The sequence below is a fragment of the Pseudescherichia sp. genome (genome assembly GCF_032052675.1).
GTDB lineage: Bacteria > Pseudomonadota > Gammaproteobacteria > Enterobacterales > Enterobacteriaceae > Pseudescherichia.
On record NZ_DAMBWA010000011.1, the window covers coordinates 1 to 26635 of the forward strand.

General features: G+C 57.3%; 29 protein-coding genes. 18 read left to right on the forward strand and 11 right to left on the reverse strand.

The annotated features are described in order from the left end of the window. Positions 1-124: 124 nt before the first annotated feature. The gene (locus tag RTX96_RS14875; RefSeq protein WP_312671463.1) at positions 125-1921 is read right to left on the reverse strand and encodes a thiamine pyrophosphate-requiring protein; all 1797 of its coding nucleotides are present in this window, start codon (positions 1919-1921) and stop codon (positions 125-127) included. Between the two features lie 119 nt (positions 1922-2040). On the opposite strand from RTX96_RS14875, the gene RTX96_RS14880 reads away from it, so the two are divergent. Then, the gene (locus RTX96_RS14880; RefSeq protein ID WP_286140672.1) at positions 2041-2493 is read left to right on the forward strand and encodes a DUF4385 domain-containing protein; all 453 of its coding nucleotides are present in this window, start codon (positions 2041-2043) and stop codon (positions 2491-2493) included. On the opposite strand, the gene RTX96_RS14885 is transcribed toward RTX96_RS14880, so the two are convergent. From RTX96_RS14885 to trxC, 5 genes are all read right to left on the reverse strand, one after another. Further along, complete coding sequence (locus RTX96_RS14885) at positions 2490-2810, reverse strand: YfiM family lipoprotein (RefSeq protein WP_312671464.1); 321 nt, start codon at positions 2808-2810, stop codon at positions 2490-2492. The genes RTX96_RS14880 and RTX96_RS14885 overlap by 4 nt on opposite strands. Before the next feature lie 55 nt (positions 2811-2865). Next, the gene (gene pssA, locus RTX96_RS14890; protein WP_312671465.1) at positions 2866-4221 is read right to left on the reverse strand and encodes a CDP-diacylglycerol--serine O-phosphatidyltransferase; all 1356 of its coding nucleotides are present in this window, start codon (positions 4219-4221) and stop codon (positions 2866-2868) included. A 130-nt stretch (positions 4222-4351) separates the two neighbouring features. Next, on the reverse strand, positions 4352-7012 hold the full coding sequence (locus RTX96_RS14895) for a GNAT family N-acetyltransferase (protein ID WP_312671466.1): 2661 nt from the start codon (positions 7010-7012) through the stop codon (positions 4352-4354). Positions 7013-7044: 32 nt separating this feature from the next. Beyond that, complete coding sequence (gene tapT / locus RTX96_RS14900) at positions 7045-7743, reverse strand: tRNA-uridine aminocarboxypropyltransferase (RefSeq protein ID WP_312269101.1); 699 nt, start codon at positions 7741-7743, stop codon at positions 7045-7047. A gap of 73 nt (positions 7744-7816) precedes the next feature. Then, positions 7817-8236: a thioredoxin TrxC gene (trxC, locus tag RTX96_RS14905; protein WP_103818812.1), complete on the reverse strand. Its 420-nt coding sequence runs from the start codon at positions 8234-8236 to the stop codon at positions 7817-7819. 192 nt (positions 8237-8428) lie between these two features. On the opposite strand from trxC, the gene RTX96_RS14910 reads away from it, so the two are divergent. Beyond that, positions 8429-9478, forward strand: coding sequence for a tRNA/rRNA methyltransferase (locus RTX96_RS14910; protein WP_312269094.1), 1050 nt, complete (start codon positions 8429-8431; stop codon positions 9476-9478). A 48-nt stretch (positions 9479-9526) separates the two neighbouring features. On the opposite strand, the gene ung is transcribed toward RTX96_RS14910, so the two are convergent. Next, the gene (ung, locus tag RTX96_RS14915; RefSeq protein ID WP_103818814.1) at positions 9527-10216 is read right to left on the reverse strand and encodes a uracil-DNA glycosylase; all 690 of its coding nucleotides are present in this window, start codon (positions 10214-10216) and stop codon (positions 9527-9529) included. Positions 10217-10531: 315 nt separating this feature from the next. Between ung and grcA the strand changes: the two genes are divergently transcribed. Then, positions 10532-10915: an autonomous glycyl radical cofactor GrcA gene (grcA, locus tag RTX96_RS14920; RefSeq protein ID WP_103818815.1), complete on the forward strand. Its 384-nt coding sequence runs from the start codon at positions 10532-10534 to the stop codon at positions 10913-10915. Between the two features lie 42 nt (positions 10916-10957). On the opposite strand, the gene srmB is transcribed toward grcA, so the two are convergent. Continuing rightward, positions 10958-12280, reverse strand: a complete 1323-nt coding sequence (srmB, locus tag RTX96_RS14925; protein ID WP_268107051.1) for an ATP-dependent RNA helicase SrmB — start codon at positions 12278-12280, stop codon at positions 10958-10960. A gap of 131 nt (positions 12281-12411) precedes the next feature. On the opposite strand from srmB, the gene trmN reads away from it, so the two are divergent. Next, positions 12412-13149 (forward strand): tRNA(1)(Val) (adenine(37)-N(6))-methyltransferase TrmN, encoded by a 738-nt coding sequence (gene trmN, locus RTX96_RS14930; RefSeq protein ID WP_312671467.1) that lies wholly within the window; start codon positions 12412-12414, stop codon positions 13147-13149. Here trmN and nadB read toward each other — a convergent pair. Continuing rightward, positions 13142-14767, reverse strand: a complete 1626-nt coding sequence (nadB, locus tag RTX96_RS14935; protein ID WP_312671468.1) for an L-aspartate oxidase — start codon at positions 14765-14767, stop codon at positions 13142-13144. The genes trmN and nadB overlap by 8 nt on opposite strands. Before the next feature lie 307 nt (positions 14768-15074). On the opposite strand from nadB, the gene rseD reads away from it, so the two are divergent. From rseD to acpS, 14 genes are all read left to right on the forward strand, one after another. Further along, a complete protein-coding gene (gene rseD, locus RTX96_RS14940) occupies positions 15075-15155 on the forward strand; it encodes a rpoE leader peptide RseD (protein ID WP_243731523.1) in 81 nt (26 codons plus the stop codon). Then, entirely contained in the window at positions 15152-15727 is a 576-nt protein-coding gene (gene rpoE / locus RTX96_RS14945; RefSeq protein WP_042395496.1) for an RNA polymerase sigma factor RpoE, read from the forward strand. Before rseD ends, rpoE begins: the two co-directional genes overlap by 4 nt. 31 nt (positions 15728-15758) lie before the next feature. Then, complete coding sequence (gene rseA / locus RTX96_RS14950; RefSeq protein ID WP_103818819.1) at positions 15759-16409, forward strand: anti-sigma-E factor RseA; 651 nt, start codon at positions 15759-15761, stop codon at positions 16407-16409. Further along, entirely contained in the window at positions 16409-17362 is a 954-nt protein-coding gene (gene rseB / locus RTX96_RS14955; RefSeq protein WP_312671469.1) for a sigma-E factor regulatory protein RseB, read from the forward strand. Before rseA ends, rseB begins: the two co-directional genes overlap by 1 nt. Further along, positions 17359-17847: a SoxR-reducing system protein RseC gene (gene rseC / locus RTX96_RS14960; RefSeq protein ID WP_312269087.1), complete on the forward strand. Its 489-nt coding sequence runs from the start codon at positions 17359-17361 to the stop codon at positions 17845-17847. The genes rseB and rseC overlap by 4 nt, the downstream gene beginning before the upstream one ends. Positions 17848-17956: 109 nt before the next feature. Further along, on the forward strand, positions 17957-18322 hold the full coding sequence (locus RTX96_RS14965; RefSeq protein ID WP_312671470.1) for a DUF6516 family protein: 366 nt from the start codon (positions 17957-17959) through the stop codon (positions 18320-18322). 3 nt (positions 18323-18325) lie between these two features. Further along, a complete protein-coding gene (locus RTX96_RS14970; protein ID WP_312671471.1) occupies positions 18326-18709 on the forward strand; it encodes a MarR family transcriptional regulator in 384 nt (127 codons plus the stop codon). A 209-nt stretch (positions 18710-18918) separates the two neighbouring features. Beyond that, positions 18919-20718, forward strand: coding sequence for a translation elongation factor 4 (gene lepA, locus RTX96_RS14975; RefSeq protein WP_103818822.1), 1800 nt, complete (start codon positions 18919-18921; stop codon positions 20716-20718). Between the two features lie 17 nt (positions 20719-20735). After that, positions 20736-21710, forward strand: a complete 975-nt coding sequence (lepB, locus tag RTX96_RS14980) for a signal peptidase I (RefSeq protein ID WP_103818823.1) — start codon at positions 20736-20738, stop codon at positions 21708-21710. A 211-nt stretch (positions 21711-21921) separates the two neighbouring features. After that, positions 21922-22602: a ribonuclease III gene (rnc, locus tag RTX96_RS14985; RefSeq protein WP_103818824.1), complete on the forward strand. Its 681-nt coding sequence runs from the start codon at positions 21922-21924 to the stop codon at positions 22600-22602. After that, a complete protein-coding gene (gene era, locus RTX96_RS14990; protein ID WP_268107059.1) occupies positions 22599-23507 on the forward strand; it encodes a GTPase Era in 909 nt (302 codons plus the stop codon). Before rnc ends, era begins: the two co-directional genes overlap by 4 nt. Positions 23508-23572: 65 nt before the next feature. After that, entirely contained in the window at positions 23573-24298 is a 726-nt protein-coding gene (gene recO / locus RTX96_RS14995; RefSeq protein WP_103818826.1) for a DNA repair protein RecO, read from the forward strand. A 29-nt stretch (positions 24299-24327) separates the two neighbouring features. Beyond that, positions 24328-25059: a pyridoxine 5'-phosphate synthase gene (gene pdxJ / locus RTX96_RS15000; RefSeq protein ID WP_312269086.1), complete on the forward strand. Its 732-nt coding sequence runs from the start codon at positions 24328-24330 to the stop codon at positions 25057-25059. Continuing rightward, positions 25059-25439, forward strand: a complete 381-nt coding sequence (acpS, locus tag RTX96_RS15005) for a holo-ACP synthase (protein WP_103818828.1) — start codon at positions 25059-25061, stop codon at positions 25437-25439. Before pdxJ ends, acpS begins: the two co-directional genes overlap by 1 nt. Here acpS and RTX96_RS15010 read toward each other — a convergent pair. Together RTX96_RS15010 and RTX96_RS15015 are read right to left on the reverse strand one after the other, a co-directional pair. Then, complete coding sequence (locus tag RTX96_RS15010; RefSeq protein ID WP_312671472.1) at positions 25436-25696, reverse strand: YfhL family 4Fe-4S dicluster ferredoxin; 261 nt, start codon at positions 25694-25696, stop codon at positions 25436-25438. The genes acpS and RTX96_RS15010 overlap by 4 nt on opposite strands. 55 nt (positions 25697-25751) lie before the next feature. Next, positions 25752-26600 (reverse strand): MurR/RpiR family transcriptional regulator, encoded by an 849-nt coding sequence (locus tag RTX96_RS15015; protein WP_103818830.1) that lies wholly within the window; start codon positions 26598-26600, stop codon positions 25752-25754. Positions 26601-26635: the final 35 nt, after the last annotated feature.

The following is a 26635-nucleotide window of genomic DNA, read 5'->3' on the forward strand; positions in this document are numbered from 1 at the left end:
GCCTTTTTGCGTTGCGGCAGACCGGCGCCCGGTGGCGCTGCGCTTACCGGGCCTACAGACGGCACCTGTCCCCCGTAGGCCGGGCAAACAGCGTGCCGCCCGGCGTGGTAATGAGCCTGATGTCTTACGCTTTATGCCCCGGTAGAACCGTATTCATAATTTGACTTGCCGTATCGGCAATCACTTTACCTGCGGAACGGTCGCCTTTGGCCATCGATGACATAAACGCTTTTGCCTGCTCAAGCGTAATGTGCGGCGGCAGAGGCGCGACTTCCGGGTCAGTTTTAACCTCCAGCACTACCGGGCGATCCGCGCTCAACGCCTCGGTCCATGCGTCATGTAACTTATCCGGATCGTCAATGAAGATCCCTTTCAGTCCAATGGATTCTGCAAACTTAGCGTAAGGCACGTCTGGCACATCCTGAGTCGCCTCAAAGCGGGGATTTCCCTCCATGACGCGCTGCTCCCAGGTCACCTGATTAAGATCGCCATTGTTAAATACGCAAACAATGAGGCGTGGATCGGACCAGCCTTGCCAGTACTTCTGAATGGTAATTAACTCAGCCAGGTTATTCATCTGCATAGCACCATCGCCTACCAGCGCAACGACCGGTTTTTCCGGGAAGGCGAACTTAGCGGCAATGGCATAGGGTACCGCTGCGCCCATGCAGGCGAGACCGCCTGACAGGGAAGATCGCTGGCCCTGCTTAATGCGGAAATCACGTGCATACCAGTTTGCACAGGAGCCTGAATCAGACGTCACAATGGCGTTGTCCGGCAGTAGGGGGGACATCTCCCACACCACGCGCTGCGGGTTAACTGGATTGGCTTTCGCCATAGCCCGCTCCTCCATTTTCTCCCACCATGCCTGGACAGAGACCGCGATCTTCTCCTGCCATGCACGATCGTCCTTGTGCTTAAGCAGAGGCAGCAGTGCCTGAAGGGTGCTCACCGCGTCACCGTGCAGATTCACTTCTGTGGGATAACGTAACCCCAGCATAGAAGCATCGATATCGATCTGTACTGCACGTGCCTGACCCTCTTTGGGTAAAAACTCAGTCCACGGAAAACCGGTGCCGATCATCAGCAGCGTGTCACACTCCTGCATCAGATCCCAGGAGGGCTCAGTACCCAGCAAACCGATACAGCCTGTAACAAACGGCGCATCGTCAGGCAGGATATCTTTACCCAGTAGCGCCTTCGCTACCCCAGCGCCCAGCAGGTTAGCTGCCTGAACGACTTCCACTGCGGCATCCCGCGCGCCTGCGCCAATCAGGATCGCTACCTTTTTACCCTCGTTAAGAATGTCAGCGGCACGCTGGAGATCGTACTGGTAGGGAATGATCTGCGGGCGTTGATAGCCGGGGCCTGAGTGGGTAAAGCCGTGGGCATGCTGCGGATCCTGCCACTCTTCATCCTGAATGTCCTTCGGCAGGATCAGCACCGTGACGCCGTTATTGGCCTTGGCGATACGTACGCCGCGATCCACCAGATGACGGACCTGGGAAGGTGTTGCCGCCTCCTGCACAAAGTTTGCTACGTCGCTAAATACGCGATCGAGGTTAATCTCTTGCTGATAATTTGAACCGCGAGCCGTGGCCTCTGCCTGACCAGCAATGGCAATAACGGGCATATGGTCCATGCGGGCGTCATACAGGCCCGTCAGCAGGTGAGTCGCACCTGGCCCGCCGGTAGAGAGGCAAACGCCAGGCTCACCGGTAAACTTGGCATGCGCGCAGGCCATAAAGGCGGCCATCTCTTCATGGCGTACCTGGATAAATTCAATTCCGTTACCTGCTTTCTCAGCATGCTGTAGCGCACCAAGCACGCCGTTAATACCATCTCCCGGGTAGCCATAAATGCGGGTTACGCCCCACGCTTTTAATCGTTCTACAAAGAAGTCGCTGGTCATCTGGGCCATTATTTTTCCTCGTGTCAGGTGTTTGTTCGAGGATAGTTCACTTAAGGCAAATGGGCGAAAAAGGGGGAGTCTTCCGAAGCGTGCTATGGTTACAAGAGCAATCACAAAGGAGAGTGCCGGTGCGCAAAGAATTTGATTATCAGCAGGACTTTACTGAAACCGACTTTCGTCAGCATCCTGAACGTTACCAGGTTGGTAGGGGAGAGCAGGGCGTGTTGCTGGTTGAGCCCTATAAAGGTGAGATCTTGCCCTTCTGGCGCTACAAGGATCCGGCGTCAGCGCAGAAATCAGCGGAACAGATTTACGCCCTGTTTGAGGAGTATCGCAAGAATGATGACTTCGTGGGTATGGATATGGCGCGTAAGTTTATTCAGATGGGTTATACCCGTGCCCGACGTTACGCCAACTACAAGGGCGGCAAAAAGTATGATGAGAATCGTGAGCTAAACCCGCGCGGTAACGATCCGGTTAAAGCGGCGGCGGCGGCGATATTCAAAACCTGGTGGGATCGCATCCGGGCCGATGAAGATTATCTGAAGCGAAAAAAAGCGCACCAGGCAAAGTGGGGCTAGCGTGCCAGCTGCCAGACGGCATAGCCGGTGGTTGCTCCTGCTACATCCCAGGCAAAATCTTTCCAGCTCCAGCCGCTTCCTGCCGGGCGGCTATCCCATAGCTCTTTTGATGCCCCCAGGCTTAATGAAAACATGACGCCAAAAGCTGCGCTGCGATCGGCGCTGATACCCTGGCGCTGGGCATACTCATTGCCAGCGGCAGAGAGCATGGCGGAAGCGAGAAAGTGCTGAGCTTTGTCCTGACCATGCCATTGGTCATCAGCCATATGCGTGCAGCCGGTTAGAACCAACAGGGCAGATAAGATAAGAGTGCGCATCGCCAATCCCAATAAAAAGGCCCCATCGATGACGGGGCCTGACTGTCTGTTCAGGTTAAAGAATACGACTGATCAGCTTGTCGATACGTATCCGGCGCAGGCGGCGGATCAGCTTGCGCACCTTAACCGGGTAATCGGCAATGCTTTGTAGATCGCGATAGTGCTTCACCACGGTGGTATGGGTGCGGATCAGCTCCAGCTCTTTATCACGCTGCGAAGCCAGCTCCTGCTGCGGATCGTGAATAAGGATCGCGTTTTCCAGATCCAGCCGCCATGCGCGTGGATTAAGGTTGTTGCCGGTCAGCAGCAACCACTCGTCATCCACCCACATCCCTTTCAGGTGATAGCTGTTATCCGCATCTTTCCACAGGCGGACAATGAGCTGATCGGTATTCACATAGTACTGCAGGCGGCTCAGGAAGCGGCGCAGGTTGATCTCATAGAGATAAGGCAGCGCACCGATTATCTTAAACGGCTCGTTTTCTGGAATATAGAAGTCGTTTGCGGTCTTATCTCCGACGATAATCTCTACCTTCTTACCTTCGCGCAGCAGCTGAATGATGTTGCGTACCAGCACCGCCGGCAGGTTAAAGTAGGGAGTACAGATCGTCAGCTTGTGCTCGGTGCACGGCATCAGATGGAAGATCGTCTTGTTGAGCAAGCTGGTTTTGCCAAGGCCCACCAGCGGCGTTACCGCCAGCTGCTCGTTATCCGCATCGCCCTGGAAATGGTAGCTGGCGTCACGCAGCTCCTGACGGAACTGACGAATATCGTTCTTGATTTCCGGGCTTTTGGGGCGCTGGTCGCTATCAAGACGATTAACGCCGCACCCCTGAATCAGGTTGCTGTTGACCCACTCCAGCATAATGTCTGCCATCCGCGCATTGCGGATCAGCTGGTAACGGTCGTAGCGATACTTTTCATGCTGATGCAGGTAGACATCGTTCAGGCTGGCACCGCTGTAAAATACGGCATCGTCAATGATGAAGCCTTTATAGTGCAGCACGCCCAGCGCTTCGCGGGTATTCACCGGCACGCCATAAACGGCGATATCAACCCCGGGATTCTTCTGCGCCAGACGGCAGTACCAGTCGGCATTCGTATTGGCCGCTGCGGCGCCGATACGGCCACGCTGGGCACGATGCCAGTCGACCAGGACGCGGACATCCAGCTCCGGACGCTGGCGTTTCGCTTCATAGAGCGCCGCCATAATGCCTTTACCGCCGTCGTCCTGCTCGAGGTACAGGGCGATAATACAGATGCGTTGCGTTGCACTGGCAATCTGTTTAAGCAGCGTCTCCCGAAAGTCGGCGGGAGAGTAGTAAAACGTGACATCATCAACTGACTGAGAGAGCTTAGGTAGTTGAGCAAGGTGTTGTTGATGTTTATTACGCTTAAATTTTGACAACATCACAGTGCGTATCTTCTCTGTTTATTGAAGGGTCCTCTGTATCATGCATCTACAGAAGCATGCAGACCACATAAGCGGACAATGATAACACCAGAGCCAGCGAAAGTGGTCAACATTTCCAGTACCTTACTCAGGTGCCGCCAGGTCCAGCCAGAGGAAGCGTCAGGCTAACAATCCCCTCCTCCAGTTGGATATCGACGGTAAAGCCGAGTTTACGTGCCAGCGTTACCATACCGCGATTATTAGGCATAGTAATACCATTCAGACGCATGAGCCCGTGATCGCGGGTATAGCCAATAAGTTTCTCCAGCAGGCGTCGTCCCAAACCTAAACCCTTGAGATCGGAACGGACCAGCACGGCAAACTCCGCATCAATGTTATCGGGATCGGAGATCGCCCGCGTTACGCCAAGGATCTCTTCGCCATCATCAGTGCGCCGCACGGCAACTATCGCCATCTCCCGATCGTAGTCGATCTGGGTCATATTGGCTAAGTCTTCATGGGTAAATTCATTGATCTCACTGAAGTAACGATAATAGAGATCCTCTTTTGTAACCTTGGCGATAAAGCGCTGCAGAGCAGGCTCATCTTCAGGCAGGATCGGACGGAACAGACAGGCGTCGCCGTTTTTCAGCGTCACGTTCTCCTCGAGATGCTGAGGGTAGGGGCGGATCGCCAACCGGCTTTCGCTGCTGCCGCTAAACGGCGCCAGCGTTAGCGTGACGTCGAGAGCGGTAAACTCTCCGGCGGAGGCCAAAAGCGGATGAATATCCAGCCGCTGGATCTCCGGGCAGTCAACGATCAGGTTTGATACCCGCACCAGAAACTGACTCAGGCCAATCACATCAAGCGGCTGCAGACCGCTGCGTCCGCGGATCTTTTTATTCTTGATGGCCTGGATAACCAAATAGCGGGCAAGGTTCATGTTCAGGGGCGGCAGCGCCACCGCGGCCTGATCCTGCGCTCGCCACTCCACGCCGCCTTCGCCCAGCATAATCAGCGGCCCAAAGACCGGATCCTGCTCTACCACGACCCGCAGCTCCTGGGCACCGGCGCGGTTAGCCATGCTCTGCACCTGCAAACCGTGTACCCGCGCCTGGGGCCAGCGCATCTTAACGCGATCGATAATCGCCTCTGCCGCCTGCTGCACCTCCGCAGCGGTACGCAGATAGAGCATCACCCCCTGAACTTCCGACTTGTGGGGGATATCCGGCGAGCGCAGCTTCAGGGCCACCGGGTAGCCAATCTGACCGGCAATATGTACCGCCTCTGCGCTGTCGCTGGCAATCCAGGTAGGGAGCGTTTGCAGCCCATAGGCGCGAAGCACCGGCTGAACCTCATGCGTATCGAGCGCGGTGGCTCCCTCATCGATAGCCTGCTGCAACAGCTTATGCGCTTCGGCCGTATCGGCGGTCAGGTTACTGGGCAGGGCAGGCGTTTCCCGCAGCTGCTTCTGGTTACGGCGATACTCCACCATATGCATAAAGGCGGTAATCGTCCCCTCCGGCGTCCGGTAAGTCGGCAGTCCCGCTTCGCTAAACAGGCGGCGAGCCTCCTGAGAGGAGAACTCCCCGCACCAGTTGGTCAGTACGGTGACATATTTACCGCGCGGATGCTTCTTCAGGGCGTCAATCAGGGCCAGCGCGCTCTCGCTGCCGGGTGCCACGGCGCTGGGGGAGTGGATCACCAGCAGGGCGTCATAGTCCGCACTGTCGAGCAGGATAGTAAGCGCGGTGATATAGCGCTCGCTGCTGGCATCGTCGCGCAGATCCAGCGGGTTATCCGCCACAACCGAGCCCGGCAGCGCCTCACGCAGGCGGGAGAGCGTCTCTTCACCGAGCGTCGCCAGCTTGCCGTTGCGTAGCCACAGCTCGTCCAGCGCCAGCGCCGCCGGTGCCGCGCCGTTGCTGATAATCATCAGGCGCTCTCCGCGCAGCGGGCGCATATGGCTCAGGGTTTCAACGGCGGAGAAAAGCTCATGGGTATCCTGCACCCGCAGCAGGCCTGCGCGCTGGATGGCCGCATCCCAGGCGGGATCCATCCCGGCGTTAACGTGCAGCAGGCGCTGCGCCGCCGGGCTACGGCCGCTTTTGATCACCAGAATGGGTTTATTACGCGAAGCGCTACGGGCGGCGGAGACAAAGCGCCGGGCGTCGCTCAGGTGCTCCAGATAGAGCAGGATCGCGCTGGTTTTGCTGTCGCGGGCCAGGAAGTCGAGAAGCTCATCAACGTCGATATCCAGACTGTCACCGAGGGCGATAAAATAGGAGAAACCCATCTCGCGCTGCTGGGCCCAGTCGAGAATGGTATTGGACACCGCCGCCGACTGAGAGATAAAGGCCAGCTTGCCGCGGGCGATGGGTACCGGAGAGAAGCTGGCGTTGAGCCCCTGCCAGGGCGCCAGCAGACCGAGACTATTTGGCCCCAGCAGGCGCATCTGAAAACGGCTGGCGCAGGCCAGCAGATCGGCATGCTGTTCTGGTGGCGCAGAGAGGATGATGCAGGTCTTACACCCCTTCTGGCCTAGCGCCTCCAGCAGGCTCAGGTTACGTTTCGCATGGGTACAGAGCACGGCGAGATCCGGCGTAAAGGGCAGGCTGGCGATGTCCGGCCAGGCCAGCACCCCCTGCACCGCCTTCCAGGCCGGGGTTACCGGCAGCACCGGACCGGCGAAGCCGCCGGCCAGCAGGTTACGCATCATCAGGAAACCGGCGCGATCCGGCTTCATTGAGGCACCAATCACCGCAATCGACTTAGGGCGCAGCAGCGCTTCCAGTCCTCGTTGGCTCATACCGGTCTCCAGAAAAGAGTGACCTGATGATTTTAAACGCTTTCTTCGATATCCGCTGTGACGCTGCCCTTATGCTGCGTTTTTCCTGCCAGATAGCGGGTGCGGAAGCAGGAGAAGTGATCCCCCAGCGCCTGGGCGGCAGGCTGATCCGCGGCAAGATCGAGCAGGGCGATCGCCACCTCTGCCGTGCAGTATTGACCCTCAACCTGGGCTTCGCGCAGGCGGTAGGCGGAGACGCGGGAGAGATCGACTGAGATCACCGGCAGTGCGTCAAGATACGGGCTTTTGCGAAACATCTTCCGCGCCTCGGTCCAGGTTCCATCGAGCATAATAAACAGCGGCGGTTTACCGTTGGGCGGCGTGGTGATGACCTGACGCTCGCTGCCCGCATAGGCGGCGGGGAAGACCACCATCGGCTGGTAATTGGGATCGGCGACCAGATCCAACAGCGCCTGCGGCGGCTCGGTGCGCGACCACTGGAACGCGGCGGTATCCGGCAGGATATCGGCAATCAGCCGCCCTGTATTGCTGGGCTTCATCGGCTCGGTATCAAACATCACCAGACAGAAGCGACTGCGGGCGGCGCTGGGCTGCAGCGTGGCGCACAGGCACTGCTTTAGCGGCAACAGGCAGCGCTGACAGCGACGGATACGGTTACCCCGGGCGAGAAAAGGGCGTGTGGCGCGGGCAAGACGTTGCGCCCGAAGTTGCAGTACGGCGTTATTGGTCACGGTCATAGAGGTGGCGCAGAAAAAACGCCATTGTGGCAGAGGGAAAAACGGGGCACAAGCGTGCCCCGGAAGATTAGAGTGATTCGTTCAGCCAGCTATCGAACGGCGCTTTCGGCACCGCGCCGCTCAGCATGTCGACAACCTCACCGTTTTTGAACAGCATGATGGTTGGAATGCTGCGGATACGGAAGCGGGCGCTCAACTCGCGCTCGGCTTCGGTATTCACTTTCACAAAGCGCACTTTGCCGCTGCGCTCTTCGGCGACGTCTTCAAAAATGGGGGCAAAACTGCGGCAGGGGCCACACCACGGCGCCCAAAAATCGACCACGACCGGCAGATCGTCTTTCAGCAGTTTGTCCAATGTCTCGCCGGTGGCGTTAATCACGTCACCATCGAAAAGATCGTGGCCACAGCGTCCACATTTCGCGCCGTCGGTAGCATGGTCATCGGGAATGCGGTTCAGTGCCTGACAGCTTGCACATACGGTATTCATAACTAACCTCTGGGTAGTGCGGTGGGACATAGTATGTTTCCAATATGTTACATATTATCTTTGAGCGGGTGCGAAACAACAACGCGTTTTACTCAATGAGTACAATAGTCGCAGGCTTTTAGATGAAGTAATGGCTATGCGCCTGCACATCGGGTAATCTGCGCGCTTCGCGCAGCGCTGGTGGAGAAAAGCATGAACGACGAACTTAAAAACAAAAGCGGCAAGGTCAAAGTGATGTATGTCCGCAGTGATGATGATTCCGATAAACGTACCCATAACCCGCGTACCGGGAAGGGGGGCGGACGTCCGGGATCGTCTCGTGCAGACGGTGGCCGTCGCCCCGCCCGCGATGAGAGAAAACCTTTTGGTCGCGATCGTGACCGTGACAACGACCGTGACGGCGGCTCGCCGTGGCGCACCGTCTCCCGTCCGCCCGTTGCCGATTCGGTACGGGACGAGGAGGAGTCAGCCAGCGGCAAGCCGGTTATCGATCCCGAAGTGATCCGCCGCCAGCGCGCTGAAGAGACGCGCGTTTACGGTGAGAACGCCTGCCAGGCGCTGTTCCAGAGCCGCCCGGATTGCATTGTTCGCGCCTGGTTTGTCCAGAGCGTGACGCCGCGCTTTAAAGAGGCGCTGCGCTGGATGGCCGCTAACCGCAAGGCTTACCACGTGGTTGACGAAGCCGAGCTGGCAAAAGCATCCGGTACCGAACATCACGGTGGCGTCTGCTTTATCATTAAAAAGCGTAGCGGTATCTCCGTACAGCAGTGGGTGAGCCAGGCCGGCGAGCAGGATTGTGTCCTGGCGCTGGAGGATGTAGGTAATCCGCATAACCTCGGCGCGATGATGCGCAGCTGCGCGCACTTCGGCGTGAAGGGCGTGGTGCTGCAGGACGCAGGGATTATCGAGTCTGGCGCAGCGGTGCGTACCGCTGAGGGCGGGGCTGAACATGTGCAGGCGATCACCGGGGAGAGCGTGCTTGATGCGCTGGATGCCTTCCGCAAGGCGGGCTACACCATTGTGACAACCTCCAGCCATGAAGGTACGCCGCTCTACAAAGCCGAGCTACCGAAGAAGATGGTGTTGGTGTTAGGCCAGGAGCGTGACGGCCTCTCCGATGCGGCGCTGGCGAGCGCCGATCTGAGTCTCGCTATTCCGGGCACGGGCAACGTTGAAAGTCTTAACGTCTCCGTGGCGACCGGCGTTCTGCTCGCCGAGTGGTGGCGTCAGAACAAAGCGTAATGCTTTGCAGGCCCAGCAGATCTTACCCCGCCGGGCCTGAACGCTTTGCTATTCGCTCTCTGCCGGCAGAACCGGCATCCAGTCAATCGGCTTCTCGCCGTGCTGCTCCAGCCATTCATTAGCCAGCACAAAGTGGTTACAGCCAAAAAAGCCCCGGTGCGCCGACAGCGGTGAAGGGTGGGGCGCTTTCAGAACATGGTGGCGCTGACCGTCAATAATCGCCCCTTTCTTCTGCGCATGGGATCCCCACAGTAAAAACACCACGTTCTCGCGGTGCTCGTTAATCAAAGCAATCACCTTATCGGTAAAGGTCTCCCAGCCGAGGCTGGCATGAGAGTGCGCCTGGCCTGCGCGGACGGTTAACACCGTGTTGAGCAGCAGCACCCCCTGACGCGCCCAGCTCTCCAGATAGCCATGCGTTGGGCGGCTAAACCCTGGAATTGAGTTCTCCAGCTCTTTATACATATTGAGCAGCGACGGGGGCGTGGCGACGCCGGGGCGGACGGAGAAAGCCAGGCCGTGCGCCTGTCCCGGCCCGTGGTAGGGATCCTGGCCCAGGATCACCACCTTTACATCTCCCAGTTCGGTGAAGCGAAAGGCGTTAAACACATCCTTCTGCGGCGGGTAAACCGTTACGCCAGCCTCGCGTTCGGCGGCTACTGCGTTAAGCGTATTGGTAAAGTAGGGCTGCTTTTTCTCTTCAGCCAGCACGTCGTGCCATGTTTGCGAAGTGGTCATTCCGATCTCCTGCCTCTTTTGATGATCCTAAGCTTAACCGCTTCTTTCGCGGGAATAAAATGCGCAGGTCAAAACGGCGAAGAAAGCCTAAAAAAATTTGAAAATTTACAGAACATTTTTAGACTCGCGGAATAGGTAACTTGATATAAAACAACTATTTCCCTTGATGTCCACTTTCTGGGTAGGGTTTTTGTTGATGTAAGTCAAAGAATAGGGGCGATTTGGCTGGTATATAGACACTCAGGCAACAATGGTTTTACCAATTGGCCGGGAATAAGGCCGACAAAATAGAGTAATACGCCGAGGAGGCATCATATGATTACAGGTATCCAAATCACCAAAGCGGCAAACGACGATCTGTTGAACTCTTTCTGGCTGCTCGACAGCGATAAAGGCGAAGCGCGCTGCGTATGTGCCAAAGGCGGTTTTGCCGAAGATGACGTGGTGGCGATTGACCAGCTGGGCAGCATTGAGTATCGCGAAGTGCCGATGGAAGTTCAGCCGCAGGTTCGCGTTGAAGGCGGCCAGCACCTGAACGTTAACGTGCTGCGTCGTGAAACCCTGCTTGATGCGGTTGAGCACCCGGAGAAATATCCGCAGCTGACCATCCGCGTGTCAGGCTATGCGGTGCGTTTTAACTCCCTGACCCCGGAGCAGCAGCGCGACGTTATCGCCCGTACTTTCACAGAAAGCCTGTAACGGGCCTGATAAAAAAAGCCGGGCTTATCACCCGGCTTTTTATTACTCGTTTGAGGACTCCGGAGAGCCGCTTGGCTTACGACGCTTACCAATGTTTTTGGTATCGCGATGGCGCTGCTTCACGCGCGGCTTCTCTTTCTCTTTCTCTTTCCTCTCGGCGCGCTTGGCCAGCGCCTTCTTGGACGGTTTCCCCGTCATCTTCTCGCTCGGCGCACGGGTAGTGGGGCGCAGCTCGTCAATGACGCGTGCCTTCAACGGCTCGTCAACGTAGCGGCCAATTTTCTGCAGCAGCAGGTGATCGTGAGCCTCGACCAGCGAAATGGCGGTGCCCTTGCGCCCGGCGCGGCCGGTACGGCCAATACGGTGCAGGTAGATATCACCGCTGCGCGGCATATCGAAGTTGATGACGTGGCTCACGTCCGGAATATCGATCCCGCGCGCGGCAACGTCGGTGGCGATCAGCACATTCACCCGGCCTTCGGTCAGACGTTTAATACCTTCGGTACGCTTCACCTGAGCCATCTCGCCTTCAAGATAGCAGTTGTTGATGCCAGCGTTACGCAGCAGCTCTGCCAGCTCGTGCACGCGCTCGCGCTTGCGGACAAACACGATGGTGCGGGTCGCGTCGTCCTGCTTGAGCAGGTGCTGCAGCAGGGCGGTTTTATGCTCAAAGTTATCCGCGCGGTAGTACCACTGGTGGATCTTTTTACGCTCGCGGGTCGACGGCGTTGCAGAGACCTCGACCGGATCTTCCAGCAGGCGCTCGGCAAAGTCCTTAACGGCGTTGCCTTCCAGGGTGGCGGAGAAGAGCATTGTCTGTTTACGCCAGCGTGTCTCTCCGGCAATGTGCTCGATATCCTGGGCGAAACCCAGCTCCAGCATGCGGTCCGCTTCATCGAGGATCAGCGTCTCTACGGCGCGGCAGTCAAAGTTCTCTTCTTTGATGTACTGCATCAGGCGGCCAGTCGTCGCGACCACGATATCCTGGTTTTCGCTGAACACTTCGGCGTGGTTCATATAGGCGACGCCGCCGGTAATGGTAGCGATATCCAGATGGGTATTTGCCGACAGCTCCCGCGCGTGCTCGGCGACCTGCATCGCCAGTTCACGGGTCGGCGTCAGGATAAGAATACGCGGCGGGCCGGATTTCTTACGCGGAAAATCGATCAGGTGCTGCAACGCAGGCAGCAGGTACGCCGCCGTTTTACCCGTGCCGGTAGGCGCGGAACCGAGTACATCGCGGCCCTCCAGCGCAGGCGGAATAGCAGCCGCCTGAATGGCAGTTGGGCGTGTGAAGCCTTTCTCCTGGAGCGCGTCCAGCAGGCTTTCATCAAGTTCGAGTTCGGAAAAAGTCGTTACAGTCATGTTCTACCTCTGTGTGGGGCGCTGATTATAGACGTTATGGCTGCAATCTTCATCTGTTTGTGTGGATAACGCTTCCCCGCCTGGCGGCTTTCCCCTATCCTACATCGGTTTCGTTAGTTGGATTGTTAATAATGCCCCACAGCAAAGCGCAGCTGCGTCGTAATGGATTCACATTTAAACAATTTTTTATTGCCCACGACAGATGTGCCATGAAGGTCGGCACCGACGGCATTCTGCTTGGAGCATGGTCGCCGGTCGCCGGGGTTAAGCGCATCCTCGACATCGGCACCGGCAGCGGTTTAGTGGCGTTGATGCTGGCCCAGCGTACCGGCGGGGCAGTGAGCATTGACGCCGTGGAGCTGGACGCCGATGCTGCACAGCAGGCGCAGGAGAACGTAAGCGAGTCGCCGTGGGCGGATCGCATTCAGATCCATACTGCCGATATTCAGCAGTGGGTCAACGAGCGCACCAGCCGCTACGATCTGATCGTCAGCAACCCTCCCTACTATGAAAAAGGGGTCGAGTGCGGCACGCCGCAGCGGGCGCAGGCGCGCTATACCGTCTCCCTCGATCACGGCACGCTGCTGGCCTGCGCCGCCGAGTGCATCACGGAAGAGGGATTTTTTTGCGTGGTGCTGCCGGAAGGGCTGGGAAATGGCTTTACGCAGAAGGCGCTGGAGTCAGGCTGGCATCTGCGCCTGCGCACCGACGTTGCCGATAACGAAAGCCGTCTGCCACATCGCGTACTGCTGGCTTTCTCACCGACGCAGGGAGAGTGCTTTAGCGATCGCATGACCATCCGTGGGGCGGATCAGCGCTACTCTGACGACTATACGGCGCTGACCCAGGCTTTCTATCTCTTTATGTAGTTCTCTTTATGTAGTTGCGTGGAGCGAGGATCGACGGCCCGGATTCAGCCAGTGGTTCCGGGTAGTCGAGCGTGTAGTGCAGACCCCGGCTCTCCTTACGCGCCATAGCGCAGCGGACAATCAGCTCCGCAACCTGCACCAGATTGCGCAGCTCCAGCAGGTTATTGGAGACGCGGAAGTTGGCATAGTACTCGTCGATCTCCTGCTGCAGCATCTGGATCCGCCGGAGGGCGCGCTCCAGCCGCTTGCTGGTGCGCACGATCCCCACGTAGTCCCACATCAGCAGGCGCAGCTCGTGCCAGTTATGCTGAATGATGACCCGCTCATCCGGATCCTCTACCTGGCTCTCATCCCACGCGGGGAGCATTGTGACCTCTGGCACCGCAGAGAGCCGCCCGGAAATATCTTCCGCCGCTGACCAGCCGTAGACCAGACACTCCAGCAGCGAGTTAGAGGCCATACGGTTCGCGCCGTGCAGGCCGGTATAGCTCACTTCGCCGATGGCATACAGTCCGTCAACGTCGGTGCGGCCCGCGTCATCTACCATCACGCCGCCGCAGGTGTAGTGTGCCGCCGGCACGATGGGCACCGGCTCTTTCGTCAGGTCGATACCCAGGCCGAGCAGCTTCTCGTAGATCATTGGGAAGTGCTGGCGAATAAAGGCCGCTGGCTTGTGGCTGATATCCAGGTACATGCAGTCCGCCCCGAGACGCTTCATCTCATGGTCAATCGCTCTGGCGACCACGTCGCGCGGGGCCAGCTCGCCGCGGGGATCGAAGTCGGGCATAAACCGCGTGCCGTCCGGGCGTTTGAGATAGGCGCCTTCACCACGCAGCGCCTCGGTGAGCAGGAAATTACGCGCCTGGGGATGGAAGAGGGCAGTGGGGTGAAACTGATTAAATTCGAGGTTGGCAACCCGGCAGCCTGCACGCCAGGCCATAGCGATGCCGTCTCCGGAGGCGATATCCGGGTTGGTGGTATACTGGTAGACCTTTGACGCCCCCCCGGTGGCCAGCACCACCGCTTTTGCGCGGCTGGTCTCTACCGCTTCGCGATTGCGGTTCCATACCCATGCGCCAACCGCCCGGCGCGGGCCGGAGAGGCCCACACGGTCAGAGACGATCAGATCGACGGCGTTGCTGCGCTCCAGCACGCGAATATTAGGATGGCTCAGCGCCTGGCTTACCAGCGTCGTCTCGACCGCTTTGCCGGTAGCATCGGCGGCGTGCAGGATCCGGCGATGGCTATGCCCGCCCTCGCGGGTAAGGTGATAGCCCTCTTCACCGTTGGGCTGGACGTGGGTATCAAACAGCACGCCCTGATCGATTAGCCACTGCACGCAGGGGCGGGCGTTGCTGGCCACAAACTCAGCCGCATGGCGATCGACGATGCCCGCGCCAGCGATAAGCGTATCTTCCACGTGAGAGCTGATGCTATCCGTTTGATCAAACACGGCGGCAATCCCACCCTGCGCATAGAGGGTTGACCCCTCGCTAATCGGGCCTTTACTCAGAACAATCACGCTATGGTTTCGCGCCAGACGCAGCGCCAGGGAGAGGCCCGCAGCGCCGCTACCAATAACCAGCACATCGCAGAAGAGATCGGGAGGTGTATTCATGATAGTGTGTTTAATTTACTAAACAGGATTGGCCCAGCATAGATCTAAAAGCGGTATAAAGCACCTGTTTTTTTAAATTGAGTTGTAGCGGCTAAACAGCGAGGCGGTAAGCGAGCTAAATCAGTTTTGTGGTGAAAAAAAAGCGGGGTTGCGTTACTCTGCTGGCGGTATTAAAGGCTTTTCTTCTATGCAATGTGCATAGTTTAGCGTCAGTAGACTTATAATGAGTCATAACGAGCGGTCTGCGAAACGATACACAAAAACAAAGGCGTAACGGAACTTTTGCCGAAAAAGTCTCTCTAACCACATGCTTGCTCAGAGTGCTGTGTGGGAGTGGCGTTTCGATTACGCGTGGATATTAGGTTTGGGGAGACATTACCTCGGATGAGCGAGCAGTTAACGGATCAGGTCCTCGTCGAACGGGTCCAGAAGGGAGATCAGAAAGCCTTTAACTTACTGGTGGTCCGCTACCAGCATAAAGTAGCGAGCCTGGTTTCCCGTTATGTGCCGTCGGGCGATGTTCCCGATGTGGCACAAGAGTCTTTCATTAAGGCCTATCGCGCGCTGGATTCATTCCGGGGAGATAGTGCTTTTTACACCTGGCTCTATCGAATTGCGGTCAATACCGCCAAGAATTACCTGGTCGCTCAGGGTCGTCGTCCACCGTCCAGCGATGTTGATGCTATAGAAGCAGAAAACTACGAAAACGGCGGGGCGCTGAAAGAAATTTCGAACCCTGAGAACTTAATGTTGTCAGAAGAACTGAGACAGATCGTTTTCCGAACCATTGAATCGCTTCCGGAAGATTTACGTATGGCAATTACCTTACGGGAGCTGGATGGCCTTAGCTATGAAGAGATAGCCGCCATTATGGACTGTCCGGTGGGTACGGTACGTTCACGTATCTTCCGCGCTCGGGAAGCCATTGATAATAAAGTTCAACCGCTTATCAGGCGTTGACGATAGCGGGATACTGGAAAAGGTATTAGGCATGCAGAAAGAAAAGCTTTCCGCTTTAATGGATGGTGAGACGCTGGATACCGAGCTGCTCAAGGAGCTGTCTCGCGATCCGGAAATGCAGGAAACCTGGGAGCGTTATCACCTGGTGCGTGACGCTTTACGCGGAGACACTGCCGACGTCATCCATTTCGATATCTCAAGCCGCGTCATGGCCGCCATTGCCGACGAACCGGTACGGCAGACCACGCCATTGATCCCGGAATCCCAGCCTGCGCCGCAGCAGTGGCAGAAGATGCCGTTCTGGCAAAAAGTGCGTCCCTGGGCAAGCCAGCTTACCCAAATGGGTGTGGCTGCCTGCGTTTCGCTTGCCGTTATTGTCGGCGTGCAGCACTATAACAGCCAGTCAGACACAGCCCAGCAGCCTGAAGCGCCGGTATTTAATACGCTTCCTATGATGGGTAAAGCCAGTCCGGTCAGCCTGGGCGTGCCGTCGGATGCGACCGCTGATGCTGGCCAGCAGCAGCAGGTTCAGGAGCAGCGCCGCCGTATTAACGCGATGCTGCAGGACTATGAGCTGCAACGCCGCCTGCACTCCGAACAGCTTCAGTTTGAACAGGCGCAAACCCAGCAGGCCGCTGTACAGGTGCCAGGAATCCAAACCTTAGGAACGCAATCGCAGTAATGAAGCAACTTTGGTATGCCATGTCTCTCATGGCCGGTAGTCTGTTGTTTTCTGCTAACGCCTCGGCTGATGTTACCTCCGGGGCGTTGTTGCAGCAGATGAACCTGGCCAGCCAGTCTCTTAATTATGAGCTCTCTTTTGTCAGCATTAACAAGCAGGGCGTCGAGTCGTTACGCTATCGGCATGCCCGGCTGGCAAACCAGCCGCTCGCCCAGCTGTTGCAGATGGATGGCCCGCGCCGCGAGGTCGTTCAGCGCGGCAGTGAAATAAGCTATTTCGAGCCGGGCCTTGAGCCGTTTACGCTGACCGGCGACTACATTGTCGATTCGCTGCCCTCCCTGGTTTATACCGATTTCAAACGGCTGGCGGCCTTCTACGATTTTATCTCGGTAGGCCGTACCCGGATTGCCGATCGCCTGTGCGAAGTGATCCGCGTTGTAGCCCGCGACGGCACCCGCTACAGCTACATTGTCTGGCTGGATGCAGAAACCAAGCTCCCTATGCGGGTCGATCTGCTCGATCGCGACGGGGAGACGCTGGAGCAGTTTCGCGTAGTGGCCTTCACCGTTAACGATCGGGTGGGGAGCAATATGGAGAACCTCGCCAAAGCCAACCTGCCGCCGCTGCTCTCGGTGCCAGCCGGTGAAAAGATCGACTTTAACTGGTCACCTACCTGGCTGCCGCAGGGCTTTAGCGAAGTCTCCAGCAGCCGTCGCAAGCTACCGACTATCGATATGCCGGTGGAGTCCCGCCTCTTCTCTGATGGACTGTTTAGCTTCTCGATCAACGTTAATCGTGCCAGCCAGAACAGCAGCGATCAGATGCTGCGTACCGGGCGTCGTACCGTCAGCACCACCGTGCGGGATAACGCAGAAATTACCGTGGTCGGCGAGCTTCCGCCGCAGACCGCAAAACGTATTGCAGACAGTCTTAAATTCAGGGCAGCACAATGATCAAAGAGTGGGCAACCGTCGTCTCGTGGCACAATGGCGAAGCCGTTGTCAGCTGTGACGTAAAAGCATCCTGTAACAGCTGCGCCTCACGCGCAGGGTGCGGCAGCCGGGTCCTGAACAAGCTGGGACCGCAGATGGTCCACACCATTTCCGTACCCAGCGAACAGCCGCTGGTGGCCGGGCAGAAGGTCGAGCTGGGCATTGCCGAAGGCAGCCTGCTCAGCTCCGCGCTGCTGGTCTATATGTCGCCGCTGGTGGGGCTGTTTGTCATGGCCGCGCTGTTCCAGACGCTGTTTGGTTATGACCTGGCGGCAATGGGCGGCGCGGTGCTGGGCGGCGTCGGTGGCTTTCTGCTGGCCCGCGCGTTTTCGCCCAAGCTGGCCGCTCGGCAGGCCTGGCAGCCGGTGATCCTAAGCGTTGCCCTGCCGCCTGATCTGCTGCGGGTCGATGCCACCCCGGCAGACGCCAATTCTCAGTCGCGTTAATCCTTCTGCAATCGTAATGCGCTTTATCTAGTTAACCTTCCTGTTTACGACCGTTTGACTTCCCTGCATTTGCGGTTATGATCCGATCATAACCGTAGTGGGGAACTCTATGGAAAGAGATAATGGTTTAGACTATCTACTATCTTTGCATGGCTCGACGGTCTATCGGGATGATGGATACTGGTGGAAAATTGAAGTATGGGAAGTGAAGCCTTCAACGTTTATCCCTCACGGTATCCGGTACAGTTTAACGCTCCACGATAAGTACAATACACGAGTCTTTGGGATGGATAATGCGCATGGCATAAAGCTATCAAAAAAAGGCTGCTATTCCGGAAGAATAGTATATGACCATCTGCATCGCACACCGCATGATAAAGGCCACCCATATGAATATGTATCGGCAGGCCAACTTATCGAAGATTTTTTCAACCGCGTGGATGAAGTCATCGCAATACGAGAAAACAGAGGTTAACACATGAAAGCGTTAATTGGTGTTATGCCTGAAGAGCACATCCGTTTCAGGATGCTTGCTATAGCCAAAGGTGAGTATAAGCCAGAACCCGATGAGCCCAGGGTATGGTTTACATCAATGAATGCTCTGGCACAGGTGCTGAGTAATGAGAATATTGCACTCTTAAGACTCATTGAAGAGCATAAGCCAGAGAGCATTACTGAGCTCGCTGAGATGTCGGGCAGAAAAAAAAGCAATCTGTCGGTTACGCTAAAAACGCTTAGTTCACGAGGTTTTGTTCGTTTAGAAAAACAGGGTAACGGCGTGAAGCCGATAGCACTGTTTACTGATTTCGATATTCAAGTTAATCAGCAGCTTATAGTAAAATTTTCGCCCAAAGCCGCCTGATATCAAATCTGACTGGCATAAAACCCGCTTCAGCGGGTTTTATGCCTCTGTTGTAAGGTTTTATGTTAATAAATGGATCCTTACTGACTGCCATGTCGCTACAGTGTAAGATGCTCGGCAATGTACGGAACGGTAGGCTGGGGTGTGGGTCCTCTGCCGTGTCCATCAAATGAATTACGATAAAAACGCGAGTTAAAACATCCTTACATATGAAGAATATACGTAACTTCTCCATCATTGCGCACATCGACCACGGTAAATCGACGCTGTCTGACCGTATCATCCAGCTTTGCGGCGGCCTCTCCGATCGCGAAATGGAAGCCCAGGTGCTTGACTCAATGGATCTTGAGCGCGAGCGCGGGATCACCATCAAAGCCCAGAGCGTAACCCTGGACTATAAAGCCGCCGACGGCGAAACCTATCAGCTGAACTTTATCGACACCCCAGGGCACGTTGACTTCTCGTATGAGGTCTCCCGTTCTCTTGCGGCGTGCGAAGGCGCACTGCTGGTGGTCGATGCAGGTCAGGGCGTAGAAGCGCAGACGCTGGCTAACTGCTACACGGCGATGGAAATGGATCTGGAAGTCGTCCCGGTCCTGAACAAAATTGACCTGCCGGCGGCCGATCCGGAGCGCGTGGCGGAAGAGATTGAAGATATTGTCGGCATCGACGCGGCCGACGCCGTGCGCTGCTCTGCGAAAACCGGCGTGGGCGTAGGCGACGTCCTGGAGCGTCTGGTACGCGATATTCCCCCGCCGCAGGGCGATCCCGACGCGCCGCTGCAGGCGCTGATTATCGACTCCTGGTTCGATAACTACCTGGGCGTTGTCTCCCTGGTCCGTATCAACAACGGTACCATGCGCAAGGGTGACAAGATCAAAGTGATGAGCACCGGGCAGGTCTATAATGCCGATCGCCTGGGCATCTTTACGCCGAAGCAGGTTGACCGTACCGAACTGAAGTGCGGTGAGGTAGGCTGGCTGGTGTGTGCTATCAAGGACATCCTTGGCGCGCCGGTGGGCGATACCCTGACCACCGCCCGTAATCCGGCGGACAAAGCGCTGCCAGGCTTTAAGAAGGTGAAACCGCAGGTTTACGCGGGTCTGTTCCCGGTCAGCTCTGACGACTATGAGAACTTCCGCGACGCGCTGGGCAAACTGAGCCTTAACGACGCCTCCCTGTTCTACGAGCCGGAGAGCTCCACCGCGCTGGGCTTCGGCTTCCGCTGCGGCTTCCTCGGCCTGCTGCACATGGAGATCATTCAGGAGCGTCTGGAGCGTGAATACGATCTGGATCTGATCACCACCGCGCCGACCGTAGTCTATGAAGTCGTGACCACCTCGAAAGAGACGGTCTATGTCGATAGCCCATCCAAGCTGCCGCCGCTGAATAACATTCAGGAGCTGCGCGAGCCTATCGCCGAGTGCCATATGCTGCTGCCGCAGGAGTATCTGGGCAACGTCATTACCCTCTGCGTTGAGAAGCGCGGCGTGCAGACCAACATGGTTTACCACGGTAAACAGGTGGCGCTGACCTATGAGATCCCGATGGCGGAAGTGGTGCTCGACTTCTTCGATCGCCTGAAATCCACCTCGCGCGGCTACGCGTCGCTGGATTACAACTTCAAGCGCTTCCAGGCCTCCAACATGGTGCGCGTTGACGTCCTGATCAACGGCGAGCGTGTTGATGCCCTGGCGCTGATCACCCACAACGATAACGCGCCATACCGCGGTCGCGAGCTGGTTGAGAAGATGAAAGATCTGATCCCGCGCCAGCAGTTTGATATTGCCATTCAGGCCGCGATCGGTAACCACATTATTGCCCGCTCGACTGTGAAGCAGCTGCGTAAAAACGTTCTGGCCAAGTGCTACGGCGGCGACGTCAGCCGTAAGAAAAAGCTGCTGCAGAAGCAGAAAGAGGGTAAGAAGCGTATGAAGCAGGTCGGTAACGTTGAGCTGCCGCAGGAAGCGTTCCTCGCCATTCTGCACGTAGGTAAAGACGGCAAATAAACCATTAAGGAGTTGGTATGGCGAACATGTTTGCCCTGATCCTGGTGATTGCAACCCTGGTTACAGGGTTGCTCTGGTGCCTGGACAAGGCCGTATTTGCACCCAAGCGTCGGGAGCGGCAGGCCGCAGCCCAGGCCGCGGCGGGCGATACGCTGGATCAAAAAACGCTGAAAAAAGTGGGCCCGAAACCGGGCTGGCTGGAGACCGGAGCCTCCGTGTTCCCGGTGCTGGCGATTGTGTTGGTGGTACGCTCGTTCATCTACGAGCCGTTTCAGATCCCGTCGGGTTCGATGATGCCAACTCTGCTGATCGGCGACTTTATTCTGGTGGAGAAGTTTGCCTATGGTATTAAGGATCCGATCTACCAGAAAACGCTAATCGAAACCGGCCATCCGAAACGCGGCGACATCGCGGTGTTTAAGTATCCGGACGATCCGCGCCTGGACTACATCAAGCGCGTCGTGGGCCTGCCGGGTGATAAGGTCAGCTACGATCCGGTGACTAAGCAGGTCACGGTACAGCCGGGATGCAGCTCCGGCCAGGCGTGCGCCAGCGCGCTGCCGATCACCTACTCTAACGTCGAGCCCAGCGATTTTGTGCAGACCTTTAGCCGCCGCAACGGTGGCGAGGCCACCAGCGGCTTTTTCCAGCTGCCGCCGGGTGAAACCAAAGAAAACAGCGTCCGCCTTGCCGAGCGTAAAGAGACGCTGGGTAACGTGACACACCGCATTCTGACCGTGCCAATTGCGCAGGACCAGCTGGGACTCTATCACCAGCAGCCGGGCCAGCCGCTGGCGACGTGGATCGTGCCGCCAGGCCACTACTTCATGATGGGTGATAACCGCGATAACAGCGCGGACAGCCGTTACTGGGGCTTTGTGCCGGAGGCGAATCTGGTGGGCCGGGCAACGGCAATCTGGATGAGCTTCGAGAAACAAGAGGGCGAGTGGCCAACCGGCGTGCGCTTAAACCGCATCGGCGGCATCCACTAATCCGTCGGGTTGCAGCTAATCTGGCTGCAACCCAAATTATTTCCGCTATAAATCAGTTACGGCTAACGACATCCCCCGCCGTTGTGTATAGAATATTCCCCCGAAGTTTAAGGCTGGTTCCGCAGGGAGCCACGGCACACGAAACCGCGTTGTTCTCTTCAGGTCGGTTTCGTGTGCTGCATTTTTGACGCATTCATTCTATTGGTATCGCATGAACCCCATCGTAATTAATCGGCTTCAACGGAAGCTGGGCTACACTTTTCAACATCAGGAGTTGTTGCAGCAGGCGTTAACCCATCGCAGCGCCAGCAGCAAACACAATGAGCGTCTGGAGTTTTTGGGTGACTCCATTTTAAGTTTTGTTATCGCCAACGCGCTCTACCACCGTTTTCCTCGCGTAGACGAGGGCGACATGAGCCGGATGCGCGCCACGCTGGTGCGCGGCAACACGCTGGCTGAGATTGCCCGCGAGTTTGAGCTGGGCGAGTGCCTGCGCTTAGGGCCGGGCGAGCTTAAAAGCGGCGGTTTCCGCCGGGAGTCGATTCTGGCCGATACCGTAGAAGCGTTGATTGGCGGCGTGTTTCTCGATAGCGATATTCAGACCGTCGAAAAGCTGATCCTCTACTGGTATCAAACCCGCCTGGACGAGATCAGCCCAGGGGATAAACAAAAAGATCCGAAGACGCGTTTACAGGAATTTTTGCAGGGTCGTCACCTGCCGCTGCCAACCTATCTGGTTGTGCAGGTGCGTGGCGAAGCCCACGATCAGGAATTTACTATCCACTGCCAGGTAAGCGGCCTGAGTGAACCGGTAGTCGGCACAGGTTCCAGTCGCCGCAAGGCGGAGCAGGCAGCCGCCGAACAGGCGTTGAAAAAACTGGAGCTGGAATGAGCAACGAAAAAACATACTGCGGATTTATTGCCATCGTTGGGCGTCCCAACGTCGGCAAATCTACGCTGCTGAACAATCTGCTGGGGCAGAAGATCTCTATTACCTCCCGTAAAGCGCAGACCACGCGTCACCGCATCACGGGGATCCATACCGAAGGCGCTTACCAGGCCATCTACGTGGACACCCCGGGCCTGCATATGGAAGAGAAGCGCGCCATCAACCGCCTGATGAACAGGGCGGCAAGCAGCTCTATCGGCGACGTTGAGCTGGTGATCTTTGTCGTGGAAGGCACCCGCTGGACGGCAGACGACGAGATGGTGCTTAACAAACTGCGCGACGGCAAAGCGCCGGTGATCCTGGCCGTTAACAAAGTCGATAACGTGCAGGAGAAGGCGGATCTGTTGCCGCACCTGCAGTTCCTCGCCAGCCAGATGAACTTCCTCGATATCGTGCCGCTCTCTGCCGAGACCGGAATGAACGTGGATACCATCGCCAGCATCGTGCGTAAGCATCTGCCGGAAGCGATCCACCACTTCCCGGAAGATTACATCACCGACCGTTCCCAGCGCTTTATGGCCTCGGAGATCATCCGTGAAAAGCTGATGCGTTTCCTTGGCGAAGAGCTGCCCTACTCGGTGACCGTCGAGATCGAACAGTTTGTCAGCAACGATCGCGGCGGCTACGACGTCAACGGCCTGATCCTGGTTGAGCGTGAAGGCCAGAAGAAGATGGTGATTGGCAACAAAGGCGCCAAGATCAAAACCATCGGCATTGAAGCCCGCAAAGATATGCAGGAGATGTTCGAAGCCCCGGTGCACCTTGAGCTGTGGGTGAAGGTCAAATCCGGCTGGGCCGACGATGAGCGCGCCCTGCGTAGCCTCGGCTACGTTGACGACCTCAAGTAATTGACCGAAACGAACGGGTACGGCCAACGTACCTGCGGCATGAAAGACGACGAGTATAGAGGCTAATGGAAGGGTGGCAGCGCGCTTTTGTTCTCCATAGTCGTCCCTGGAGCGAAACCAGCCTGATGCTGGACGTCTTCACGGAAGAGTCGGGCCGCGTGCGCCTTGTTGCTAAAGGCGCACGGGCAAAACGATCTAACCTGAAGGGGGCTCTCCAGCCCTTTACCCCTCTGCTGGTACGCTTCGGCGGCCGCGGTGAAGTCAAAACCCTGCGCAGCGCGGAAGCGGTGTCGCTGGCGCTTCCCCTAAGCGGCATCACCCTCTACAGCGGCCTCTACGTCAACGAGCTTATCTCTCGCGTGCTTGAACATGAGACGCGCTTCTCTGAACTTTTTTTCGATTACCTGCACTGTATCCAGGCGCTGGCAGGCCTGAGCGGCTCGCCCGAACCGGTCCTCCGGCGCTTTGAACTGGCGCTGCTGGGGCACCTGGGATACGGCATCGATTTTATGCACTGCGCCGGGACCGGCGAAGCGGTGGAGGACACCATGACCTACCGCTACCGGGAGGAGAAAGGGTTTATCGCCAGCGTGGTGATCGATAACCGCACTTTCACCGGCCGCCAGCTGCGGGCGCTCGCCGAGCGTGAGTTTCCCGACGGTGATACCCTGAAAGCAGCGAAACGCTTTACCCGCATGGCCCTGAAGCCGTATCTTGGCGGAAAACCGTTAAAAAGCCGGGAGCTGTTTCGCCTGTTCGTGCCGAAACGGCCAGCGCCGGATGCACCGTAAAATAAAGGATATTTGAGGATTGTATTGTCATGGCTGAACTACTGTTAGGCGTTAATATCGATCACATTGCCACCCTGCGTAACGCGCGTGGCACGGCATACCCGGATCCGGTCCAGGCGGCGTTTATTGCCGAGCAGGCGGGGGCGGACGGTATTACGATCCATCTGCGTGAGGATCGTCGCCACATCACCGACCGCGACGTGAAGGTGCTGCGCCAGACCCTGGATACGCGTATGAACCTGGAGATGGCGGTCACCGAAGAGATGCTGGCTATCGCCTGTGAGACTAAACCTCACTTCTGCTGTCTGGTACCGGAAAAGCGTCAGGAAGTGACCACCGAAGGCGGACTGGACGTCGCCGGGCAGCGGGATAAGATGCGCGACGCCTGCACGCGTCTGGCGGAAGCCGGGATCCTGGTCTCGCTGTTTATTGATGCCGATGCCGAGCAGATTAAAGCCGCGGCCGAGGTGGGTGCGCCCTACATCGAAATTCACACCGGCTGCTATGCGGACGCGGAAGACGACGCTACCCAGGCCAAAGAGCTGGAGCGCATCGCCAACGCCGCCACCTATGCGGCAAGCCTCGGCCTGAAGGTTAACGCTGGCCACGGTCTGACCTATCACAACGTGAAACCTATTGCCCGCATCCCGGAGATGCATGAGCTGAACATCGGCCACGCCATTATTGGCCGGGCGGTGATGAGCGGCCTGAAAGAGGCGGTTTCTGAGATGAAGCGCCTGATGCTGGAAGCGCGTGCCTGATGGCTATTCTGGGCCTGGGCACGGATATTGTGGAGATCGACCGCATTGAAGCGGTGATCTCCCGCTCCGGCGACCGGCTGGCAAAAAAGGTGCTGAGCGCCAACGAGTGGGCTATCTATCAGGCGCATCAGCAGCCGGTGCGCTTTCTTGCCAAGCGCTTTGCGGTAAAAGAGGCAGCGGCGAAAGCTTTCGGGACCGGCATTCGCAACGGCCTGGCGTTCAACCAGTTTGAAGTGTTTAACGACGAGCTGGGCAAGCCGCGCCTGCGCCTGTGGGGCGAAGCGCTGAAGCTGGCGGAGCGGCTGGGCGTGGCGCATATGCACGTCACCCTGGCGGATGAGCGGCGCTACGCCTGCGCGACGGTAATTATCGAGAGCTAAATCTTATCCGCATGGTGCAGCAGGACAAACTTGTCCCACAGCTGCTCCTGGTTCTCACTGTGCGCCGGATCCTTGAGGATCGTATTGGGGATAGGGCAGACCTTCTGACACGTCGGCGTCTCGTAGTGGCCGACGCACTCCGTACAGCGATCGCTGTCGATCTCATAAACGCTCGCACCCATCGAAATGGCCTCGTTCGGGCATTCGGGTTCGCACATATCGCAGTTTATGCATTTTTTAGTGATCAACAGCGCCATTGGGAAATCTCAGAAGCTACACAAGCAGGGCGGGTATTATACGCCCGATTTCTGCTCAGACCAGTTTTTTCACCAGCGCCTCGCTTTGGCGGATGCGCTCCGGGGCGTGCTCCAGATCCTGCTGCACCAGCGCCATAAACAGCAGGTCGGTGAGCAGCATCTGGGCGCTGGTGGAGGAGATGGCGGCGCTGCGGGTAGCCTGCTCTTCAGCAATAGTGTAAAGGCAGCGGGTCGAGCGCTGCTGTAAGGCGTTAGGGGAGAAGCCGGTAATGGCAAGGATCTTTGCCCCAACGCGAAAGGCCTCATCCGCCGCCATGTTGATCTCTCGCCGTTCACCGGTATAGGAGATAGCCAGCAGCAGGTCGCTGCTCTCCATCGCCTGCGCTGTCGCCAGCAGAGCATGCATATCCTGCTCGACCACGGCGTGCAAACCAATCTTCATTAGCTTCCAGCCAAAGTTTCGCGCCACCAGCCCGGAGGCGCCGATGCCGGTCAACACGATACGCCGCGCATCGCGCAGCATGATCACGCTCTCCTGCAGCTTATCCTCGGTATTCACATCAAGGGTGGCGTTCATGGCGCTGACCTTCTCGTGGATCAGCTTCTCGCCTACCACGCGCAGGGGATCGTCGCCGCGGATCTGGTTATGCACCGGAACAGAGTGGGGCGTTGGCGTACTGACCAGCGCTTCGCTAATGGCCAGCTTCAGCGCCGGAAACCCTTTAAACCCTAGCTTCTGAGCGAACTTCACCACGCTAGACTGGCTGATCCCCGCCTCGGCGGCCAGCTGCTGTGAACTGAGGTGGCGGGCGCGATCGGGCTGGGCGAGGAGAAAATCCGCCAGCTTTTTATCGCTCTGCGCCAGGCTCGCATAGCGCTGACGGATATGAATCAAACAGTTCATGACAACTCCAGGGGCAAAACGTGACAACGGCAACA

Excerpts from the sequence above, each read along its gene's own strand:
- rseB (WP_312671469.1), top strand. The coding sequence starts at position 16,409 with ATGAAGCAACTTTGGTATGCCATGTCTCTCATGGCCGGTAGTCTGTTG.
- nadB (WP_312671468.1), bottom strand. The coding sequence starts at position 14,767 with ATGAATACACCTCCCGATCTCTTCTGCGATGTGCTGGTTATTGGTAGC.
- lepA (WP_103818822.1), top strand. The coding sequence starts at position 18,919 with ATGAAGAATATACGTAACTTCTCCATCATTGCGCACATCGACCACGGT.
- RTX96_RS15015 (WP_103818830.1), bottom strand. The coding sequence starts at position 26,600 with ATGAACTGTTTGATTCATATCCGTCAGCGCTATGCGAGCCTGGCGCAG.
- recO (WP_103818826.1), top strand. The coding sequence starts at position 23,573 with ATGGAAGGGTGGCAGCGCGCTTTTGTTCTCCATAGTCGTCCCTGGAGC.
- lepB (WP_103818823.1), top strand. The coding sequence starts at position 20,736 with ATGGCGAACATGTTTGCCCTGATCCTGGTGATTGCAACCCTGGTTACA.
- rnc (WP_103818824.1), top strand. The coding sequence starts at position 21,922 with ATGAACCCCATCGTAATTAATCGGCTTCAACGGAAGCTGGGCTACACT.
- pssA (WP_312671465.1), bottom strand. The coding sequence starts at position 4,221 with ATGTTGTCAAAATTTAAGCGTAATAAACATCAACAACACCTTGCTCAA.
- srmB (WP_268107051.1), bottom strand. The coding sequence starts at position 12,280 with ATGACTGTAACGACTTTTTCCGAACTCGAACTTGATGAAAGCCTGCTG.
- rseA (WP_103818819.1), top strand. The coding sequence starts at position 15,759 with ATGCAGAAAGAAAAGCTTTCCGCTTTAATGGATGGTGAGACGCTGGAT.
- rseD (WP_243731523.1), top strand. The coding sequence starts at position 15,075 with ATGCTTGCTCAGAGTGCTGTGTGGGAGTGGCGTTTCGATTACGCGTGG.
- RTX96_RS14895 (WP_312671466.1), bottom strand. The coding sequence starts at position 7,012 with ATGAGCCAACGAGGACTGGAAGCGCTGCTGCGCCCTAAGTCGATTGCG.
- RTX96_RS14875 (WP_312671463.1), bottom strand. The coding sequence starts at position 1,921 with ATGGCCCAGATGACCAGCGACTTCTTTGTAGAACGATTAAAAGCGTGG.
- ung (WP_103818814.1), bottom strand. The coding sequence starts at position 10,216 with ATGACCACTTCGCAAACATGGCACGACGTGCTGGCTGAAGAGAAAAAG.
- grcA (WP_103818815.1), top strand. The coding sequence starts at position 10,532 with ATGATTACAGGTATCCAAATCACCAAAGCGGCAAACGACGATCTGTTG.
- RTX96_RS15010 (WP_312671472.1), bottom strand. The coding sequence starts at position 25,696 with ATGGCGCTGTTGATCACTAAAAAATGCATAAACTGCGATATGTGCGAA.
- RTX96_RS14885 (WP_312671464.1), bottom strand. The coding sequence starts at position 2,810 with ATGCGCACTCTTATCTTATCTGCCCTGTTGGTTCTAACCGGCTGCACG.
- trxC (WP_103818812.1), bottom strand. The coding sequence starts at position 8,236 with ATGAATACCGTATGTGCAAGCTGTCAGGCACTGAACCGCATTCCCGAT.
- RTX96_RS14910 (WP_312269094.1), top strand. The coding sequence starts at position 8,429 with ATGAACGACGAACTTAAAAACAAAAGCGGCAAGGTCAAAGTGATGTAT.
- acpS (WP_103818828.1), top strand. The coding sequence starts at position 25,059 with ATGGCTATTCTGGGCCTGGGCACGGATATTGTGGAGATCGACCGCATT.
- rpoE (WP_042395496.1), top strand. The coding sequence starts at position 15,152 with ATGAGCGAGCAGTTAACGGATCAGGTCCTCGTCGAACGGGTCCAGAAG.
- RTX96_RS14970 (WP_312671471.1), top strand. The coding sequence starts at position 18,326 with ATGAAAGCGTTAATTGGTGTTATGCCTGAAGAGCACATCCGTTTCAGG.
- pdxJ (WP_312269086.1), top strand. The coding sequence starts at position 24,328 with ATGGCTGAACTACTGTTAGGCGTTAATATCGATCACATTGCCACCCTG.
- trmN (WP_312671467.1), top strand. The coding sequence starts at position 12,412 with ATGCCCCACAGCAAAGCGCAGCTGCGTCGTAATGGATTCACATTTAAA.
- RTX96_RS14965 (WP_312671470.1), top strand. The coding sequence starts at position 17,957 with ATGGAAAGAGATAATGGTTTAGACTATCTACTATCTTTGCATGGCTCG.
- era (WP_268107059.1), top strand. The coding sequence starts at position 22,599 with ATGAGCAACGAAAAAACATACTGCGGATTTATTGCCATCGTTGGGCGT.
- rseC (WP_312269087.1), top strand. The coding sequence starts at position 17,359 with ATGATCAAAGAGTGGGCAACCGTCGTCTCGTGGCACAATGGCGAAGCC.